Raw genomic sequence first — 15,926 nt, 5'->3', positions numbered from 1 at the left:
TTCCGCTTGCATTGTTGAAAAATTTACTGGTTTCCGGGGCGGCGCTGCTGGCGCTACCCTTCTCGGCCTGGGCACAAGGCCCCGTGGCGGGTACCATTACCGATGCCCAAACGGGCACGGCTTTGCCCGGCGCTACGGTACTGCTCGATGGTACGCCCAGCGCCGCCACCGATGCCGCCGGTGCCTTTGCTATTCCGGTGGTACCAGCCGGCACCCACGAGGTGCGTATCACATTTGTGGGCTATGAGCCGCTGGTGCAGCAAGTGCAGGGCCAGGCCGGCGCGCAGCGCCTGAACGTCATGTTGCGCTCCGGCGGGGTGCTCACCGGCGAGGCCTTAGTCACGGCCCAGCGCGCCAACGACCGGACCGCCACGGCCTATACCAACGTGAGCAAGCAGGATTTGGCCAAGCGCAATTTCGGCCAGGATCTACCGTATCTGCTCGACCAGACGCCGTCGGTGGTGGTGAATTCCGATGCCGGGGCCGGCGTGGGCTACACCGATATCCGCATCCGAGGCACAAGCAACACCGGCATCAACATGACCATCAACGGCGTGCCCCTGAACGATGCCGAGTCGCACGGCTCGTTTCTGGTGAACCTGCCGGATCTGGCTTCGTCGGTGAATAGCCTACAGGTGCAGCGCGGGGTGGGTACCAGCCAGAACGGCGGCGCGGCGTTTGGGGCCAGCATCAACATCAGCACCCTCGACAACCGCCGCGAGGCCTACGGCGAAACCCAGAACAGCGTCGGCTCTTTCGGCACCGTGAAAAACACCGCGCAGTTCGGCACCGGGTTGCTCAACGGGCACTTCACGGTGGACGGCCGCTTGTCGCGCATCAAGAGCGACGGATACATGAACCGGGCGGCGTCGGATTTGAAGTCGTACTACTTGGCGGCGGGCTACCAGGCGGGCAACACGCTGCTGAAGTTCATCACCTTCTCGGGCCGCGAGAAAACCTACCAGGCCTGGAACGGCGTGCCCGAACCCGCCCTTACCGGCAACCAGGCGCTGCTCCAGAACTACATAGCCAACGGCGAGCTGAGTGAGGCCGATGCCGAGCGGGTGCGCCGGGAAGGCCGCCGCTACAGCTACTACACCTACGACAACCAAACCGACAACTACCAGCAAAACCACTACCAGCTGCACCTCTCGCAGGGCTTAGGCGAGGACTGGAACATTGGGGCGGCACTGCACCTCACGCGCGGCTTCGGCTATTACGAAAGCTACCGGGCCCGCCGCCGCTTCACCGACTACGGCCTTTCAACCGTAATTATCGGCGGCGACACGCTCACCCGCACCAACCTCGTGGACCGCAAGTGGCTCGACAACTACTTCTACGGCGGCACCTTCGCGCTCAACTACCAGCCCAAAGCCAACGACAAGCTGCAAGCCACCCTCGGCGGCGCCTGGAACCAGTTCGACAACGACCATTACGGGGAGGTAATCTGGGCGCAGTACGCTTCTAATAGCAACATCCGGCAGCGCTACTACTTCAACAACGCCCGCAAAACCGACTATAACGGCTACGCCCGCGCCACCTGGCAGGTGCTGCCCCAGCTGGGCGTGTACGGCGACGTGCAGGTGCGCCACATCGAGTACGACATTGACGGGGTGGAAGACGACCAGAACGACGTCACCACCCGCGCCCGCTACACCTTCTTCAACCCCAAAGCCGGTGCCACCTTCGCCCTGGCCGAAGGGCAGCAGCTCTACGCTAGCTTCGCGGTGGGCCAGCGCGAGCCAGTGCGCTCCGACTTCACCGACCGTCCCGCCGGCGACCAAAGCGCCAAAGCCGAACGTCTCCACGATTTCGAGGGCGGCTACCGCTTCACCCGGCCCGATGGCGAGTTGCTGGGCCCCCACACGTCGTTGCGCTTCGAGGCCAACTATTTCCATATGAACTACCGCAACCAGCTGGTTGCCACCGGCCAATTGAACGACGTGGGAACCGCCCTGCGCACCAACGTGGCCCGCAGTTACCGCCGCGGCGTGGAATTGACCGGTTTCGTGTCGGCCGACGACAAAATCAGTGTCAGCAGTACGCTCACGCTCAGCCGCAACCGCATCCTGAACTACCGCGACGTGACCTACGATGCCGACTATTCGCCCGTGGTGGGAGAAGCGCGCACATCTACCATTTCCTACTCGCCCGGTGCGGTGTCGGCGCACACGCTGGAGGGGCAGCCGCTGAAGAACCTACGCGTGGCGCTGCTCTACAAAACCGTCAGCCGTCAGTACCTCGATAACTCCGAGAACGAGGCTCGCAGCATCAAGCCGTATCAGGTGCTAGATTTCCGGGTGCGCTATTCTATCAAGCCGCAGTTTGTGAAGGAAATCGAGCTGGGCCTGCTGGTCAACAACGTGCTCAACCGCGAGTACGTGGCCAACGGCTACACCTACAGCTACCTCGGTGCCAGCGGCGGCCTGGACACGTTCAACTGGTACTTCCCGCAAGCCACCCGCAATTTCCTGGCTTCGGTGGGGGTGAAGTTCTGAACCGCGGATTATGCAGATTAGTCATTAGTCGGATTCCGCGGATTTCGTGGACGATTGAAACTCAAAAGGGCCTGCCAAGTGGCAGGCCCTTTTGAGTTGGCGCAGCTGTCAGTCGAACGGACAATCGTCACCGAAATCCGTGCAATCCGACTAATCTGCATAATCCGCGGTTCTAGATGATGAGCCGCACCCCGCCCAGCTCGGAGATGCCATAAGGGAACCGGTCACCGGGGGAGCCAATGAACATGAAGTTTTTAGGGATGTTCCATTCCTTGGAGAGCTGGTCGATTAGCTCGGGGCCGAAATGACCGTCGAGGGTTACGAAATCCACCACAATCTGCTCATAGGCGCGGTCGAGTACCCGGATATCGGTCAGCAGCGCCTCGGGGTAGGTTTCGCCTTCTTTGAGCAAGGTCACGATTTTGAGGCGGTTGGTAAACTCGTTTTCCACCACGTAGGCCATCACCTTGTTCAGGTTCGATACATTGTCGCCTTTGGTGAAGAACACGAATTCCTGCCGGTGCAGCTCGCGCAGCTGCCGCCGGATACTGAGCTGCGTAAGCCGCGAAATCCGGGGCGAGTGTTTGGCAAACGACTCGGCCGCGGCCAGCACCAGATTAAGAATGCCGGTGCGGTTGAGCATAACCGATACCACCAGCAAGGTGGGCAGGAAGTATTGCAGGAACACAATCAGGTAGTCGGGCCGCATGCGGATGTTGCCGTAGAGCGCCGTCAGCACCCCTAGTAGGGCCAGCGCCACCGTCAGCAGGCCGGCATAAACAGGCCGCGGCAGCTTCGGGCGTTTGCGCTTGAGCAGGAAGTTGCCCAGCGCAAAAAAGGCCATCACCGACAAAAACGAAATGGTGTACACGCCCGCCAGCGGCCCCAGCTCACCGTTGGTGATGAGCAGCACCGACAAGCACAGCAGGAAGAAGGTGATGAGAATGATGTAGTTGCTGCACCGCTTGTTTTCCTTGAGAAAGAACTGCGGCAGAATCCGGTCCAGGGCCATGCGCTTCATCAGGCCGCTCACGCCCACAAACGAGGTCAGCACCGCGCCGCTAAGCACGGCCACGGCATCCACGGAAATCAGTGTGGCCAGCCACGGGCCACCGGTGCGGTTGCCGAGGTGGGAGAGGAGGGTTTCGGTGTGCTCCCCAACTTCCACCAGTGGTAGCGCCGCAATGGCCAGAAACGCCAGCAGCGGGTTGAACACCGTTACGACCACCCACATGTTGCGCAGCGTTTTCTGAAACACCCCGCGCGCTTGCTCTTCCACAAAGTTGGCCGAGCTTTCAAACCCCGAAATACCCAGCATAGCCGCACTGAACCCCAGAAACAGCGCCGACGAAAGGCTGCCTTTGAGCGGCACGTGCCAGTTGGCCACCAGCGTATCGAGGCCGTGCGTAAACAAATACCAGCCCGTAACGCCCACCAGCAGCGTCAGAGAAAACAGGTGCAGCACAAAAATGCCCACCGCCACCACCGCCGACTCGGAAATGCCCAGGATGGTGAGCAGCAAAAAGAAACCCAGCAGCAGGATGGTGGCCAGAATAATAGGCAGCCCGTGCCAGAGCGTGTGCAGATAGTGCATGGCCTCCGACGCCGAAATAACCGCCGTAGCCATGTACGACAGGATGGTAAGGCAGGCCGCCACTGCCGCGTTGCGCTTGCTGGTGGTGTTCAGCAGCACGTTGTAGGCCCCGCCGTTCAGGGGCAGCGCGCCCACCACTTCGCCGTAGATGCGCCGGAACAGAAACAGCACGGCGCCCACCACTAGCAGCGCCACCCAGGCGTACTGCCCGGCATGCGCAATAGCCAGCGCCGACACGTACAAACACGACGACGAAATATCGTTGCCGCAAATGGCGGTGGCTTCCAGCTCGTTGAGCTTCTTGTGTGGGGTAGACTGGCTCATGGGGTGGCAGAGAGGTAGAAAAGTACTGCTGCTTCTACGCAGCAAACGCAAACTCGAACATCTCCGCCCGTGCCAACCAATTGCAGCAGCCTGCCAGTGCCGGGCGTGGTGCCAGCTGCTAGCCTTGTAGCGCCGCCGAACCATCGGTTGGCGTGGCCGGTTTCACGTATCGAAACCACTATCTTTGAGCTGATTCCACCCAATCTATTTCACCATGTCTTCGCAAGCCGACGTCCTCTCGCCCCAGGCCAAAGCCGCCAAAGCCCACGGTTCCACCAATGCCGCGGGCTTCACCGATTACTATGATATCGACGGACTGCTCACCGAGGAGCACCTGCTTATTCGCCAAAGCATCCGCGACTTTGTAAGAAAGGAAATCAGCCCCAACATTGAAAAATGGGCCCAGGACGCGCATTTCCCCTCGGAAATTGTGCGCAAATTCGGCGACGTCGGCGCGTTTGGCCCCACCATCCCTACCGAGTACGGCGGCGGCGGCCTCGACTACATCAGCTACGGCCTGATTATGCAGGAAATTGAGCGTGGCGACTCCGGTATGCGCTCCACGGCCTCGGTGCAGGGCTCGTTGGTGATGTTCCCGATTTATGCCTACGGCTCTGAAGAGCAGCGCAAGAAGTACCTGCCCAAGCTGGCTAGCGGCGAGTGGCTCGGCTGCTTCGGCCTCACGGAGCCCGACCACGGCTCCAATCCTGGCGGCATGACCACCAAAATCGAAGACAAAGGCGACTATTACCTGCTCAACGGCGCCAAGCTCTGGATTTCCAACTCGCCCGAAGCGCAGGTGGCCGTAGTGTGGGCCAAAGACGACAACGGCCGCATCCGGGGCGTGATAGTGGAGCGCGGCATGGAAGGCTTCAGCACGCCCGAAATCCACAACAAGTGGAGTTTGCGCGCTTCCTGCACCGGCGAATTGGTATTCGAGGACGTGAAGATTCCCAAGGAAAACATCCTGCCCAACATCGACGGCCTCAAAGGCCCGCTGTCCTGCCTCGATTCCGCTCGTTTCGGTATTGCCTGGGGCGCTATCGGCGCGGCTATTGATTGCTACGAGTCGGCCTTGAAGTATTCCTTGGAGCGCACCCAGTTCGGCAAGCCCATCGGCGGTTTCCAGCTGCAACAGAAGAAACTGGCCGAAATGCTCACCGAAATTACCAAGGCCCAGCTCATGGCGTGGCGCCTGGGCACACTCAAAAACGAAGGCAAAGCCACCAGCGCCCAAATCAGCATGGCCAAGCGCAACTCCGTGGATATGGCCCTGCACGTAGCCCGGGAGGCCCGCCAGATTCACGGCGGCATGGGCATCACCGGCGAGTACCCCATCATGCGCCACATGATGAACCTGGAATCGGTCATCACCTACGAGGGCACCCACGACATCCACCTGCTCATCACCGGCGCCGACATCACCGGCATCCAGGCGTTCAAGTAAACGTTGATTTGCCTACCTTGAAACGGCCGTTCTGGAAACAGGGCGGCCGTTTTTTATACGCGCTGTCTACTGTGAATAATACTGCCCGCTTGCTGGTTATAACGCTGTTGTACGCTGTATTTGCGGCAGTGTATCTGCGCGTGGCTTTTCCGGAGCCGCCCGAGCCAAAAATAGAGCGTCGTTGGGCTGCCCCGCGTCTGCTAGTTTCTGATAGTGTTTTGTATGGCTTCGTGCAGGAATTGCTGGCACAATCTAGTTCCGACCCGTCACCAAAAGGAATGGTGCACGCTGATTTTTACATAAGCCAGGTACTGTTCGAACATGCCCCAATACCTAGTCCAGGAAAGCATGTATTCCAGTATGCTGTTCAGGAAGATAACTGGTCGCTAAAGGAGTTATGCAACCGCTACCATCTACTCGCACCTATCGACACAGCCTTCATGCGGCAGCAGATGACGTATTCTACTGGTTTCGGACTGGAACAGCGCTTTTTACCTAACTATAAAATTATCCCGGTTGATACTGTTTGGGCGCTAGTAAGTCGGTTAGGCCACAACTTAAACCATATGCAGGTGCTGCGAGGACGCTACAATACCACTAGTTTTTCTTGGTTGAGCTCTCCTCTTTTCTCTCACGATAAACAGAAGGTTATCGTAGAAATAAACGAAACGTGTGGTGGTGGTTTATGTGGTAGCGGGCAAACATGGCTGCTACAACGGCGCCAGGGCCGATGGCACAAAGTCCGGCTGCTAAGTGAATGGATTAGCTAATGATTGTATCATACTATGGGCCTTGATACTGTTGAGTTAGTTATTGCCTTCGAGAAGTACTTCCAACTCGCTATTCCAGACCAGGAAGCCGAAAAGCTCGGTACAGTAGGGGAAGTGGCCGCTTGTGTAGCCCGGCTCAAAGGCCTTTCCGTTGACCCAGCCCGCACGGCAGCGTATTACACGGTGCTGGCAAAGCTGCTCGGCTGCTTGCAGGCAGTACATCAGGACACGATGGAAGATACCTTGCTGGTTGCTATTTGGCCACCTAGTACCGCCAGCAACACGACACCCCTTGCTACCTGCCTGAAGCTTGAGGTTCCCGCTTTGCCAAACCTCACATCACCAAAATTGCCAGAGCGGCCCACCTGGCTGCAACTGATTTTCGGGCTCAGTTACTCGGCCCCGCAGCCACGAGACTGGTCTACTTGCACCGTGGCCGACATGGCGGATTGGATATTGGCCCAGAACTACGCCAGCTTATTGCCTACACCGGCTACCCTGTACGAAGTGCAACGAGCTACACTAGGCATTACCAGTTATTGTAGTGGGGTAGACGTGCCTGAAATTCAGCTGACCGACAGCTTCACGAATGATTTAGGAATGGACTGACTACCGCAGCTCATCAAACGCGTATTGTGCGGTGCTCCAGAACTCATCTAGGGCCATGAGGCGGGGCTTGAAGAACGAAATCAGGGCGGGCCAGTCGTCGCGGTTGAAGAGGTTGGCCGGGGTTAGCTCGGTGAAGATACGGCTCAGGGGCAGGCCGTTGGCGTCTTCGGCGTGCAACTCCCAGCGCCAAGGCTCACCGAGGCTTTCGTGCAGCATAGCCTTGAGCTGCTCGAACTGCTCGAAAAACAGCTCCCGAATTTCCGGGTCGGGGTGGGTAAGCTCAATGGCTATGGAGGCCCACCGGTTGTCGGCGTGCAGCCGGAAATACACGTGCTTGAGGCCGGTTTTGTAGTTGATCCAGTTGGTGGGCACGCCCTCCGCCGACGGCACGGGGGCCATGTACTGGCCGAACGTGGTCCAGAAGGCTTGGCGGAGTTGGGTGGCTTCGGTTTTGCTGTACATAAAAAACGCTGTGAAACGCCGCTACGGCTGGTGGCCGCGCATGACAAGAGCCGTAAAATACGGGAACAGCAGCCAGTCAGATATGGATTTTCAGTGAACTGCTACGAAGCTGCGCGCTACTGCTTTACTTTACGGCCTCACCAGTTTTCGTTGCTATGGCTGCTCCCGCTTCCGAACCGCTCGTTTTGCTTGAATGCCTGATAGCCGGTACCACCCACCGGGCCGGCCTCGCCGAGTACGAACCGAAATTGAAAGTAGGGCAGCGCCTGGCCCTGGTCCGCGAAGCCGACAGCTCCTACGACGACTGGGCGGTGCGCGTACTCACCACCGACGCCAAGCCGTTCTGGCTCGGCTACCTGCCCGAAGGCCGCAACGAAACCATTGCCCGCCTCCTCGACGCCGGTTTCCCCCTGGAAGCCCAACTCAACCACAAAGCCTGGGAAGAAGACTGGCTGCACCTGGAAATAGAAGTGCTGCTGGTTCGATGATTGGATGATTGAATAAGTAACAAAAGACCGTCATGCTGAGCTTGCCGAAGCATCTCTACCGTTTCGGCTGCACATGTCAGGAGTTAGTGTGGCAGTAGAGATGCTTCGGCAAGCTCAGCATGACGGTCTTCGAAGCCCCTAACCCTTACAACGCGTCGGCGAGGGCAAGTACTTGCTGGCGGGCGGCTAACAGGGCAGGTTCTTCGGGGAAGGTGTGCTGCACCCAGCGGGTGAAGCCGCTCACCATTTCGCCCACGGCCTGCCGGTGGCTAGGAGCCGGCGCGGCAGCCGTTTCCGTTTCGCGCGCCGGAAACAACGCCTCCAGCCCCAGCCGCTCCAGCACCTCCGACACGAACACCATGCCGCACACCTGCATGGCCTGATACAGCTGCACTAGTTCCGGCATAGTCAGCGGCAATTCTTCGGTGGCTTGTAGCTCACCAAGACGGCCAATCATCGGCTCCAGGGCGCTGGGCTGCAAGTTGGGCAAGGCGGCTACGGCCCGTAGAAAGGCATGGTCGCCGGCTTCGGGCAAGGAGTGCACCAGCAGCAACGACAGCCGGACCATTTGCAGCTGCGCCTCCGAAAAGCGGACGGTAGCGGCTGGTGGTGCGGGCGCCGGGTGGGCTTCCACGTAGCCGTGAAATACCTCTTCCACCCGCATGCGGTGCAGCCCCAGCATGAATTCCGCCGGCAAGTGCTGCTCCAGCGTTAGCAGAAACGCGCCGCTTAAGTCCTGGCAATACGTTTTGAGCTGCTGCATCTGCGCAATGCCAATGCCCATCTGGCGCTGCACGTATTCCAGCACCGGCTTGGCCAAACTAGTATCCAGCGTAAGCCGGCCTAACAACAGCAGGTTGTACACAGCAAGAGGCTGCTCCTGCAATGCCGTCAGGAGTTGCTGATGGCTGGCAATAGTGTTCAGCTCGGTTACGCGGGCCGTAGTGAGGCCGGTAAGCGCCATCAGTTGGCGTGGCAGTTCATCCTGTGGGCGACTCAGCAGTTCCAGGCAGGCCATACCATGCAACGACAAACAGTGCGCCAGCTGGTCGTAAAAATCGGAAGGGAGCGTTTCAAGCCAGTTATCAGAGGAAGGCGAAGGCATGCGGCAGCAGTTGCAAGTAAAGCCGCAAGTTACGGCAGGCCGCAACGTACCACGAAGCAAAGCGGTAGACTGCGCAAATCTGCTTTATAGATAACGTGCCAAACACTACACATTAGGCTCCCCCTTTCCTCTAGGAGAGGGGGCCGGGGGGTGAAGCCCCGCCAGAACAGCCAATAAGCCAAACAGTAATTGCTAATCGAATTAGTAAATTATTATACAAGCAAATGTTTTTGCTAAAAAAGGGACAAATTGCCAAAGCAAGATGTTACCTTGCTGAACCCAACTTTTCTTTCGGCTGCTATGCGCGAAACCTATCTAACCGGCGGCTCCGACCATATGGATGCTACCGAAAAGGACATTGACAAGGCCCTCCGCCCACTTTCGTTCGACGACTTTGCGGGCCAGGACAAGGTGGTGGACAACCTGAAAGTGTTTGTGGCCGCCGCCAAACGCCGCGGCGACGCCCTCGACCACGTGCTGCTGCACGGGCCTCCCGGTCTCGGCAAAACCACGCTTTCCCACATCATTGCCAACGAGCTGGAAGCCGGCATCAAAATGACCAGCGGCCCGGTGCTCGACAAGCCCTCCGACCTGGCCGGTTTGCTCACCAACCTGGAGCCGCACGACGTGCTGTTCATCGACGAAATTCACCGCCTCAACCCCGTGGTGGAAGAGTACCTCTACTCGGCCATGGAGGATTACCGCATCGACATCATGCTCGATTCGGGTCCGAATGCGCGCTCGGTGCAGATTTCGTTGTCGCCGTTTACGCTCATTGGCGCTACCACCCGGTCCGGCATGCTGACCTCGCCGCTACGGGCTCGTTTCGGTATCAGTGCGCGTCTGGAGTATTACGATGCCAAGTTGCTGACCAGCATCGTGCAGCGCTCGGCCGAAATCCTGGGCACGCCTATTCATGAGGATGCGGCCTTCGAAATTGCTCGCCGCTCCCGTGGTACGCCACGTATCGCCAACAACCTGCTGCGCCGCACCCGCGACTTCGCCCAAATCAAAGGCGACGGCACCATCACGGTGACCATCGCGCAGTTTGCTCTCAACGCCCTCGACGTAGACGCCCGCGGCCTCGACGACATGGACAAGCGCATCCTCACCACCATCATCGACAAGTTCAAAGGTGGTCCGGTAGGCCTGAGCACCATTGCCACGGCCTGCGGTGAGGAAGCCGAAACCATCGAGGAAGTATACGAGCCCTTCCTGATTCAGGAAGGCTACATCAAGCGCACCAGCCGCGGCCGCGAAGCCACCGAGCACGCCTACCAGCACCTCGGCAAACTCATGCCTCAGCACCTGCGCGGCAACACCGGCGAGCTGTTCAGCTAGAAACTCGGTTTTAGCAGCATATGAAAGCGTCCGAAAGCAGTATCTTTAGCTGCTTTCGGACGCTTTTTTCTTTAATATAAGATAGTTGAAATATATGAAAATTGTACTTGTAATATTATTGTCGTTTATCATTAATAAAGCACTTTGTCAAAACATATTAGTTTCTTGGAGTCAGCAGAATATCGAAGGTTTGACTAAAGAAAAATACGATGAAGCTCAGCGGCTACCTGCTGAACAACTAGCTGAGAAGAATTTGAAAGATGCTAGTTGGTGTGACGTATTTCTAACACTGAATGCATCAGTTAATAATCATAAGCAAAATAAAATATATTTAGAGAAGATAGTTGATCAAATAACAAATGATCAAGAGACGAAGCTTGCTGGTACTAGTCGATTAATTATATGGGATAGGGTAATATCAAACGACATATTATTTGAAGGTAAAGGGTTGGTCATACATAACGATCTGTTTAAAGTTTCTGGGAGAGCAAATGAAATTCTACAAAATCTAACAGGCAAGAATTTTGGATATGTAACAAGCTATTCATCAAATAAAGACGTTATAGATCTGCGAAAGAATTGGATGGATTACCTCTCTAATAAGGAAGTGAAGGAAGTATATTCTGCGACTCAGCCTAATGCTAAAATACCGGAGATTAGTAGTTTAAGTGCATTTCACGCTATAGTTATTTCATTGAATGATAATCCAAAGAAAAGCGAAATAACAAAGAGGTGTTTAAATAATATTTACCAATTAGAAAAAATGCCTAATGATGAAGCATCTCCAGCTCAGTATTGTAATCCTGATAGATATTCTTTTGCCTATTTATCTATGCTAATAGGTGATGAAAAGTTTGATAAAAACAAGGATGCTAAGTGGTGGAATGCTTTCTGGAATAAAAATAAAAGTAATTTGAGTTGGAATAGTAGTAGAGGGTGCTACGAATTAAAATAGGGGAACTTTTTAGGAAGTTGGAAAAGCAAAAAAGGAAGTCATGCTGAGTTTATTGAAGCATCTCTACCGCTTCGTATAAGGCTTTTCAACAAAGCAGAAGAGATGCTTCAATAAACTCAGCATGACCTGCAAACTGAATTTGCAAACACACTCTATGTTGTCAACTCTTGGAACGCTCTGCCATTGGTAGAGCGTTTCGGCTTTTCAGCCGACCTTTGCAGCTCATGCTTCCAACTGCTCACTATACTGCCTTTATCAAGCAACGCGCGGCGGAGCTGGGCTTTATGTACTGCGGTATCTCCAAGGCTGAGTTTCTGGAGGAAGAAGCGCCGCGCCTCGAAAACTGGCTGAACCGCAACATGCACGGCCAGATGGGTTACATGGCCAACCACTTCGACAAGCGCCTCGACCCGCGGCTGCTCGTAGATGGCGCCAAATCGGTGATTTCGCTGCTGCTCAACTACTATCCGCCCCAGGAAACCCAGCAGCCTGGCGACACACTCAAAGTCAGCAAGTACGCCTATGGCCGCGACTACCACTTTGTCATCAAAGACAAGCTGAAAACCCTGCTGGCAGCCATGCAGGAGGAAATAGGGGAGGTCGGCGGCCGGGTATTCGTCGATTCGGCGCCGGTGATGGATAAGGCCTGGGCCAAGCGCAGCGGGGCCGGCTGGATGGGCAAGAATACCAACATAATTACGCCCGGTGCCGGCTCGTTCTACTTCATTGCCGAGCTGATTGTGGACCTGGAACTGGACTACGACGGCCCCATCAAAGACTACTGCGGTACCTGCACCAAGTGCGTGGATGCCTGCCCCACCGGCGCCATCACCGAGCCTTACGTGGTAGATGGCAGCAAGTGCATCAGCTACTTCACCATCGAGCTGAAAGACCAGATTCCGCGGGAAGTGGAAGGCAAGTTTGGCAATTGGGTGTTCGGCTGCGACATCTGTCAGGACGTGTGCCCCTGGAACCGGTTTGCCAAACCCCACCAGGAGCCCCAGTTCAACCCGCACCCTGGCTTAAAGGATTTAAAAGCCTCCGACTGGCAGGAAATCACGCACGAGCTGTTCACCGAGTTGTTTCGGCAGTCGGCGGTGAAACGGACGGGCTATGTGGGCTTGCAGCGCAACATCCGGTTTGTAGCGGGCGAATGAACTGTCAGAAGGCGAACAACAAAAAAGCGCCCTCCCCTAACCTAGGGGAGGGCGCTTTTCATTGGAAGGTTATACGTTAGGCCGCAGGCTGCACAAACACCCGGTTCAGAATACGGTGATAGATACGGGAAAACTGTTCGTAGCACCATACGCGTAACTGCGCTAACTCGGCGGGTACTAGCATGCGAAGAGCCTTGCGTAGCTCTTTCTCGAATAGGATTTTATCGAAGCTCACCTTGAGCAGGATGGTTTTTGCATATTCCAACATGGGAGTAAGCTTGTTTTCTTTTTGGTTGTGGGTGGGAAATAACGGTAGCAGGCATGTATACGGGCCGCTGGGAAAAAGATGCGCCCCGACCGAGGGATAAACTTTAGTGGAAGGGAGAATTATTACAACAATGTAAAGGATTCTCCGCATTTAACGCGTGTAAGATTCCGACGTTGAATTAGTTATATACATTCCGATACTTGCATTATTGCTTTTTAAAGCACAAAAAAAAGAAGCGCTGTAGGCGCTTCTTTTTTGCCAGTAATAGCACGGAAGTCAGATATGGCTAGTAAGTAAACAAGCCCATTATCAATTCTACTTCGGCGGCTGCTAGTGGTTCATCGAAGGCTTCGGGTACACTTTGCGTTAGTAGATTGGCACCCGAGCCAATAGGAAGCAGCCGGAACGGAATGGGCGTGTTGGCAGGGGCCGGTAGCAGCTGAGTGGTAGCGTGTTCGGTGGCATATACCACGGCTGTTCTGCCCGCTATTGTAATGTCGGCATCGGTAGGGCTTGGCCAGGGCTTCACTACAGCGCCCCGCAAGCGGCGCATCGTACGGATACGGGCCGCATGGCGCGCTTCGGTGGAATGCAGCTGTAAGGCAGTTTGCAAAGTGTAGTTGTCTTGCACCAAGAACTCTACAATAGCCTTATAAGCTCGCACACTGGTATCTTCCAGTAATTGAGCCAGCCGTAAAAACTCGTCGAAGTTGCTAAACACGTTCGGGAAAAGGGAGGCCTGCGTGTTGTTCTTACTGCCCGTGAAATCGTAGTTGGGCAGTGTAGGCGTGTCACCGTTCGACGACGAGATGATGCGGGTTAGCAGGGCCACATGCTGTTGCTGGTGTGCCTGCATCTTCACAATGGACGACCGAAAGTTGGCATCGGCCGGAAAAAAGCCGGCAGCCGAAGTGAGAGCACGGCTGTAGAAGGCATTCTGCAACTGCTCGAGGCGTACGGCAAGCTGCAATGAATCGAGCACTGTACGAGTGTCGCCGGCCTGAGAAGGCAGGGCCGCTAGGCTCAGGGGCAGCGCGGCCGCTATGGTTTTCGCCCCAACCCGACGCAGCCCGTCAAGAGCAGCGCGGCGCGAGGCTAGTTGAGTTAAATCGGTAGGCGTTTCGGCCAGATCGGCGAGAAGCTTCAGAATATCCATGGGAGAAAACACGCCTTAGGTGGTCGGCAGGTTCGCCGCCGATAGTTTAATAGGAACAAAGGGCTGAATCAGCACGAATACTTCGGTGGGCGTTTTGGCGTCGTCGAGGCCATCGGCACCAATAGTGGCCCCAAACGAATCGGCCTGTACCATCTCGTGCGCTAATGCCGCATGACGAGACTCGACGGAAGCAATTTTGGCTAAAGCCAGCAAGTTGGCCGTCACAGTCAAGAGCTTGCCTGCCCCATTGTAAGCTGCTGCGCCAATATCTTCCAGCTGCTGCGCCGCCGCCCAAACGCCGGCACGAGTAGTAAGCGTGAACGAAGTGAAGGTAAACTCCAGCGGTGCAGCAGCGCTGCTATCATACGCCTTGCTGCCCAGAATAGCCTTCAGATACTCGCGGTGAATAAGCTCATGGTCGCGCAAGTCGGTGAGGTAAGCCAGTTCACCAGGCTGTAAATCTGCTGGTGGAGCAGCTACCACTTTCAGGTAGAAAGCGGCTTCTAACTGCGTGAGTAGATACGCGTAGTTAAGAATTCCATCGTCGATAGGCTGACCAGTGGAATTAAAACCGCTAAAAGCCAGTACGTTTTCTGCTACAGGAGTTGGCTCAGGGTCGTCGCTGCAACCAGCCAGCACCAGCGTAGACGCTGCCACCGAGGCCCCCGCTACTTTAAAGAACGAACGGCGCTGCATGGCACGCACCAGAAAAGAAGTTGACATACGGAATGCTATGGCAGGGCCGCGGCAAGCGCGGTGCTGAATTCAACAAAGATAACTCGTTATAACCGGATGCTCTAACGGCCCAATAGGTTGCACAAAAAAAGGCATCCCCGGTTAGAGGATGCCTTTTTTGCAAAAAAACCGCGTGCTCTAAAAAGTTACCACTGAGCGGGCGATGGTTGTAACCGTTGTGTTATCGAGGCCTTCATCAAAGGCAGCGCTTACATCATCAGCAGTATAGGTAGCACCCAGCATGGTGGTGAGGCTAGTAATACCACCCTGAGAGATATTGCTTTCAGCTGGGAACGTAGCGGCCGGATTGCCGGCACCGTATACTGCGGCCGGAGCACCATTCGAATCAGCATTCACAATCCACGGCATAATGGTAGTCTGGGCACCAGCCGTAGCATCACGGCGCATGTAGCGGACGTGGGCGGCGTGACGAGCTTCCACCGAGTGGATTTGCAGGGCTACCGTCAGCAGGTTGTAGGTGGTACCACTGAGTGTGGCGCTAGCCGTACGTGGGATATTACCGGCTTGGCCTTTGTAAGCCCGTACCCCAGTGTCTTCGAAAGCCTGCGCAAACGTAAGAAAACTCTGATACGTAGCGAATGCAGAGCCGAAGTTGAAGGTGGGAGATTGCGCGGGACTAGCGTTTGAACCAAGTACGGCGGTGAGCAGGTTTACGTGTGCCAACTCATGGCCCTGTATGGTTTGGATGGCAGTACGCGCAGCACCCGTTAGGGTAGCAGTGAGAGTAGGAGCCGCCAGCGCTTGCGTGTAGAAGCTATACTCCAAACGCTCTAGAAGCAAAGCGTAGTTCAGCACAGCAGTAGGATCAGCTAGGGTCTGCTGACCCATTGCTTTGTTGAAAGCCGAGCCAATAGCAATTGGAGCAGCAGCCAACGCCATTTTCTTGGAAAGGTCGCCCAAGGCATTCAAGGCGCTGCGGCGGTGCGTCAGGCGGTCCATGATTTCCGGATCCACCTTTTCCAACTCAGAGATTATATTGAACAGATTCATAGGAAA

At 55.9% G+C, this 15,926-nt stretch carries 15 protein-coding genes; 8 read left to right on the top strand and 7 right to left on the bottom strand.

Annotated elements, in window-relative coordinates:
• Nucleotides 1-14: 14 nt before the first annotated feature.
• Nucleotides 15-2,498: a TonB-dependent receptor gene (locus J0X19_RS06550; RefSeq protein WP_206982879.1), complete on the top strand. Its 2,484-nt coding sequence runs from the start codon at nt 15-17 to the stop codon at nt 2,496-2,498.
• 172 nt (nt 2,499-2,670) lie between these two features.
• Here J0X19_RS06550 and J0X19_RS06545 read toward each other — a convergent pair whose 3' ends face one another.
• On the bottom strand, nt 2,671-4,416 hold the full coding sequence (locus J0X19_RS06545) for an APC family permease (RefSeq protein ID WP_206982876.1): 1,746 nt from the start codon (nt 4,414-4,416) through the stop codon (nt 2,671-2,673).
• Nucleotides 4,417-4,630: 214 nt separating this feature from the next.
• Between J0X19_RS06545 and J0X19_RS06540 the strand changes: the two genes are divergently transcribed.
• The 3 genes from J0X19_RS06540 to J0X19_RS25220 are packed head-to-tail and all read left to right on the top strand — an operon-like array spanning nt 4,631 to nt 7,242.
• Nucleotides 4,631-5,863 carry an acyl-CoA dehydrogenase family protein gene (locus J0X19_RS06540; RefSeq protein ID WP_242582170.1) on the top strand — a complete coding sequence of 411 codons (1,233 nt, stop codon included), beginning with the start codon at nt 4,631-4,633 and terminating at the stop codon, nt 5,861-5,863.
• 17 nt (nt 5,864-5,880) lie between these two features.
• A complete protein-coding gene (locus J0X19_RS06535) occupies nt 5,881-6,633 on the top strand; it encodes a hypothetical protein (RefSeq protein ID WP_206982874.1) in 753 nt (250 codons plus the stop codon).
• Nucleotides 6,634-6,648: 15 nt separating this feature from the next.
• Nucleotides 6,649-7,242 carry an acyl carrier protein gene (locus tag J0X19_RS25220; protein ID WP_394369097.1) on the top strand — a complete coding sequence of 198 codons (594 nt, stop codon included), beginning with the start codon at nt 6,649-6,651 and terminating at the stop codon, nt 7,240-7,242.
• Here the strand turns inward: J0X19_RS25220 and J0X19_RS06525 are convergent, their stop codons facing one another.
• Complete coding sequence (locus J0X19_RS06525) at nt 7,243-7,704, bottom strand: DUF4268 domain-containing protein (protein ID WP_206982872.1); 462 nt, start codon at nt 7,702-7,704, stop codon at nt 7,243-7,245.
• A 155-nt stretch (nt 7,705-7,859) separates the two neighbouring features.
• Between J0X19_RS06525 and J0X19_RS06520 the strand changes: the two genes are divergently transcribed.
• Nucleotides 7,860-8,192 (top strand): HIRAN domain-containing protein, encoded by a 333-nt coding sequence (locus tag J0X19_RS06520; RefSeq protein ID WP_206982870.1) that lies wholly within the window; start codon nt 7,860-7,862, stop codon nt 8,190-8,192.
• 145 nt (nt 8,193-8,337) lie between these two features.
• On the opposite strand, the gene J0X19_RS06515 is transcribed toward J0X19_RS06520, so the two are convergent.
• The gene (locus J0X19_RS06515; RefSeq protein ID WP_206982868.1) at nt 8,338-9,297 is read right to left on the bottom strand and encodes a hypothetical protein; all 960 of its coding nucleotides are present in this window, start codon (nt 9,295-9,297) and stop codon (nt 8,338-8,340) included.
• A 300-nt stretch (nt 9,298-9,597) separates the two neighbouring features.
• On the opposite strand from J0X19_RS06515, the gene ruvB reads away from it, so the two are divergent.
• The 3 genes from ruvB to queG all read left to right on the top strand — a co-directional run bounded on the left by ruvB (nt 9,598) and on the right by queG (nt 12,750).
• Nucleotides 9,598-10,638, top strand: a complete 1,041-nt coding sequence (ruvB, locus tag J0X19_RS06510) for a Holliday junction branch migration DNA helicase RuvB (protein WP_206982867.1) — start codon at nt 9,598-9,600, stop codon at nt 10,636-10,638.
• A gap of 94 nt (nt 10,639-10,732) precedes the next feature.
• A complete protein-coding gene (locus J0X19_RS06505; RefSeq protein WP_206982865.1) occupies nt 10,733-11,593 on the top strand; it encodes a hypothetical protein in 861 nt (286 codons plus the stop codon).
• A gap of 224 nt (nt 11,594-11,817) precedes the next feature.
• Nucleotides 11,818-12,750, top strand: coding sequence for a tRNA epoxyqueuosine(34) reductase QueG (gene queG / locus J0X19_RS06500; RefSeq protein ID WP_206982863.1), 933 nt, complete (start codon nt 11,818-11,820; stop codon nt 12,748-12,750).
• A 76-nt stretch (nt 12,751-12,826) separates the two neighbouring features.
• Here the strand turns inward: queG and J0X19_RS06495 are convergent, their stop codons facing one another.
• From J0X19_RS06495 to J0X19_RS06480, 4 genes are all read right to left on the bottom strand, one after another.
• Nucleotides 12,827-13,018, bottom strand: a complete 192-nt coding sequence (locus J0X19_RS06495) for a hypothetical protein (protein ID WP_206982861.1) — start codon at nt 13,016-13,018, stop codon at nt 12,827-12,829.
• A 286-nt stretch (nt 13,019-13,304) separates the two neighbouring features.
• Nucleotides 13,305-14,174: a ferritin-like domain-containing protein gene (locus J0X19_RS06490; protein ID WP_206982859.1), complete on the bottom strand. Its 870-nt coding sequence runs from the start codon at nt 14,172-14,174 to the stop codon at nt 13,305-13,307.
• Nucleotides 14,175-14,189: 15 nt separating this feature from the next.
• On the bottom strand, nt 14,190-14,897 hold the full coding sequence (locus J0X19_RS06485) for a ferritin-like domain-containing protein (protein WP_206982857.1): 708 nt from the start codon (nt 14,895-14,897) through the stop codon (nt 14,190-14,192).
• 150 nt (nt 14,898-15,047) lie between these two features.
• Complete coding sequence (locus J0X19_RS06480; RefSeq protein ID WP_206982856.1) at nt 15,048-15,920, bottom strand: ferritin-like domain-containing protein; 873 nt, start codon at nt 15,918-15,920, stop codon at nt 15,048-15,050.
• Between the last annotated feature and the right edge of the window lie 6 nt (nt 15,921-15,926).

It is taken from the genome of Hymenobacter telluris, assembly GCF_017313265.1.
In the GTDB taxonomy this organism is placed as follows: Bacteria; Bacteroidota; Bacteroidia; order Cytophagales; family Hymenobacteraceae; genus Hymenobacter; species Hymenobacter telluris.
This window is presented reverse-complemented; position numbering and strand designations above follow the sequence as displayed.

Bases quoted from the DNA above. Each gene is read 5' to 3' on its own strand.
- J0X19_RS06545 (WP_206982876.1), bottom strand. From the start codon at position 4,416: ATGAGCCAGTCTACCCCACACAAGAAGCTCAACGAGCTGGAAGCCACC.
- J0X19_RS06540 (WP_242582170.1), top strand. From the start codon at position 4,631: ATGTCTTCGCAAGCCGACGTCCTCTCGCCCCAGGCCAAAGCCGCCAAA.
- J0X19_RS25220 (WP_394369097.1), top strand. From the start codon at position 6,649: ATGGGCCTTGATACTGTTGAGTTAGTTATTGCCTTCGAGAAGTACTTC.
- J0X19_RS06525 (WP_206982872.1), bottom strand. From the start codon at position 7,704: ATGTACAGCAAAACCGAAGCCACCCAACTCCGCCAAGCCTTCTGGACC.
- J0X19_RS06520 (WP_206982870.1), top strand. From the start codon at position 7,860: ATGGCTGCTCCCGCTTCCGAACCGCTCGTTTTGCTTGAATGCCTGATA.
- J0X19_RS06515 (WP_206982868.1), bottom strand. From the start codon at position 9,297: ATGCCTTCGCCTTCCTCTGATAACTGGCTTGAAACGCTCCCTTCCGAT.
- ruvB (WP_206982867.1), top strand. From the start codon at position 9,598: ATGCGCGAAACCTATCTAACCGGCGGCTCCGACCATATGGATGCTACC.
- J0X19_RS06505 (WP_206982865.1), top strand. From the start codon at position 10,733: ATGAAAATTGTACTTGTAATATTATTGTCGTTTATCATTAATAAAGCA.
- queG (WP_206982863.1), top strand. From the start codon at position 11,818: ATGCTTCCAACTGCTCACTATACTGCCTTTATCAAGCAACGCGCGGCG.
- J0X19_RS06495 (WP_206982861.1), bottom strand. From the start codon at position 13,018: ATGTTGGAATATGCAAAAACCATCCTGCTCAAGGTGAGCTTCGATAAA.
- J0X19_RS06490 (WP_206982859.1), bottom strand. From the start codon at position 14,174: ATGGATATTCTGAAGCTTCTCGCCGATCTGGCCGAAACGCCTACCGAT.
- J0X19_RS06485 (WP_206982857.1), bottom strand. From the start codon at position 14,897: ATGTCAACTTCTTTTCTGGTGCGTGCCATGCAGCGCCGTTCGTTCTTT.
- J0X19_RS06480 (WP_206982856.1), bottom strand. From the start codon at position 15,920: ATGAATCTGTTCAATATAATCTCTGAGTTGGAAAAGGTGGATCCGGAA.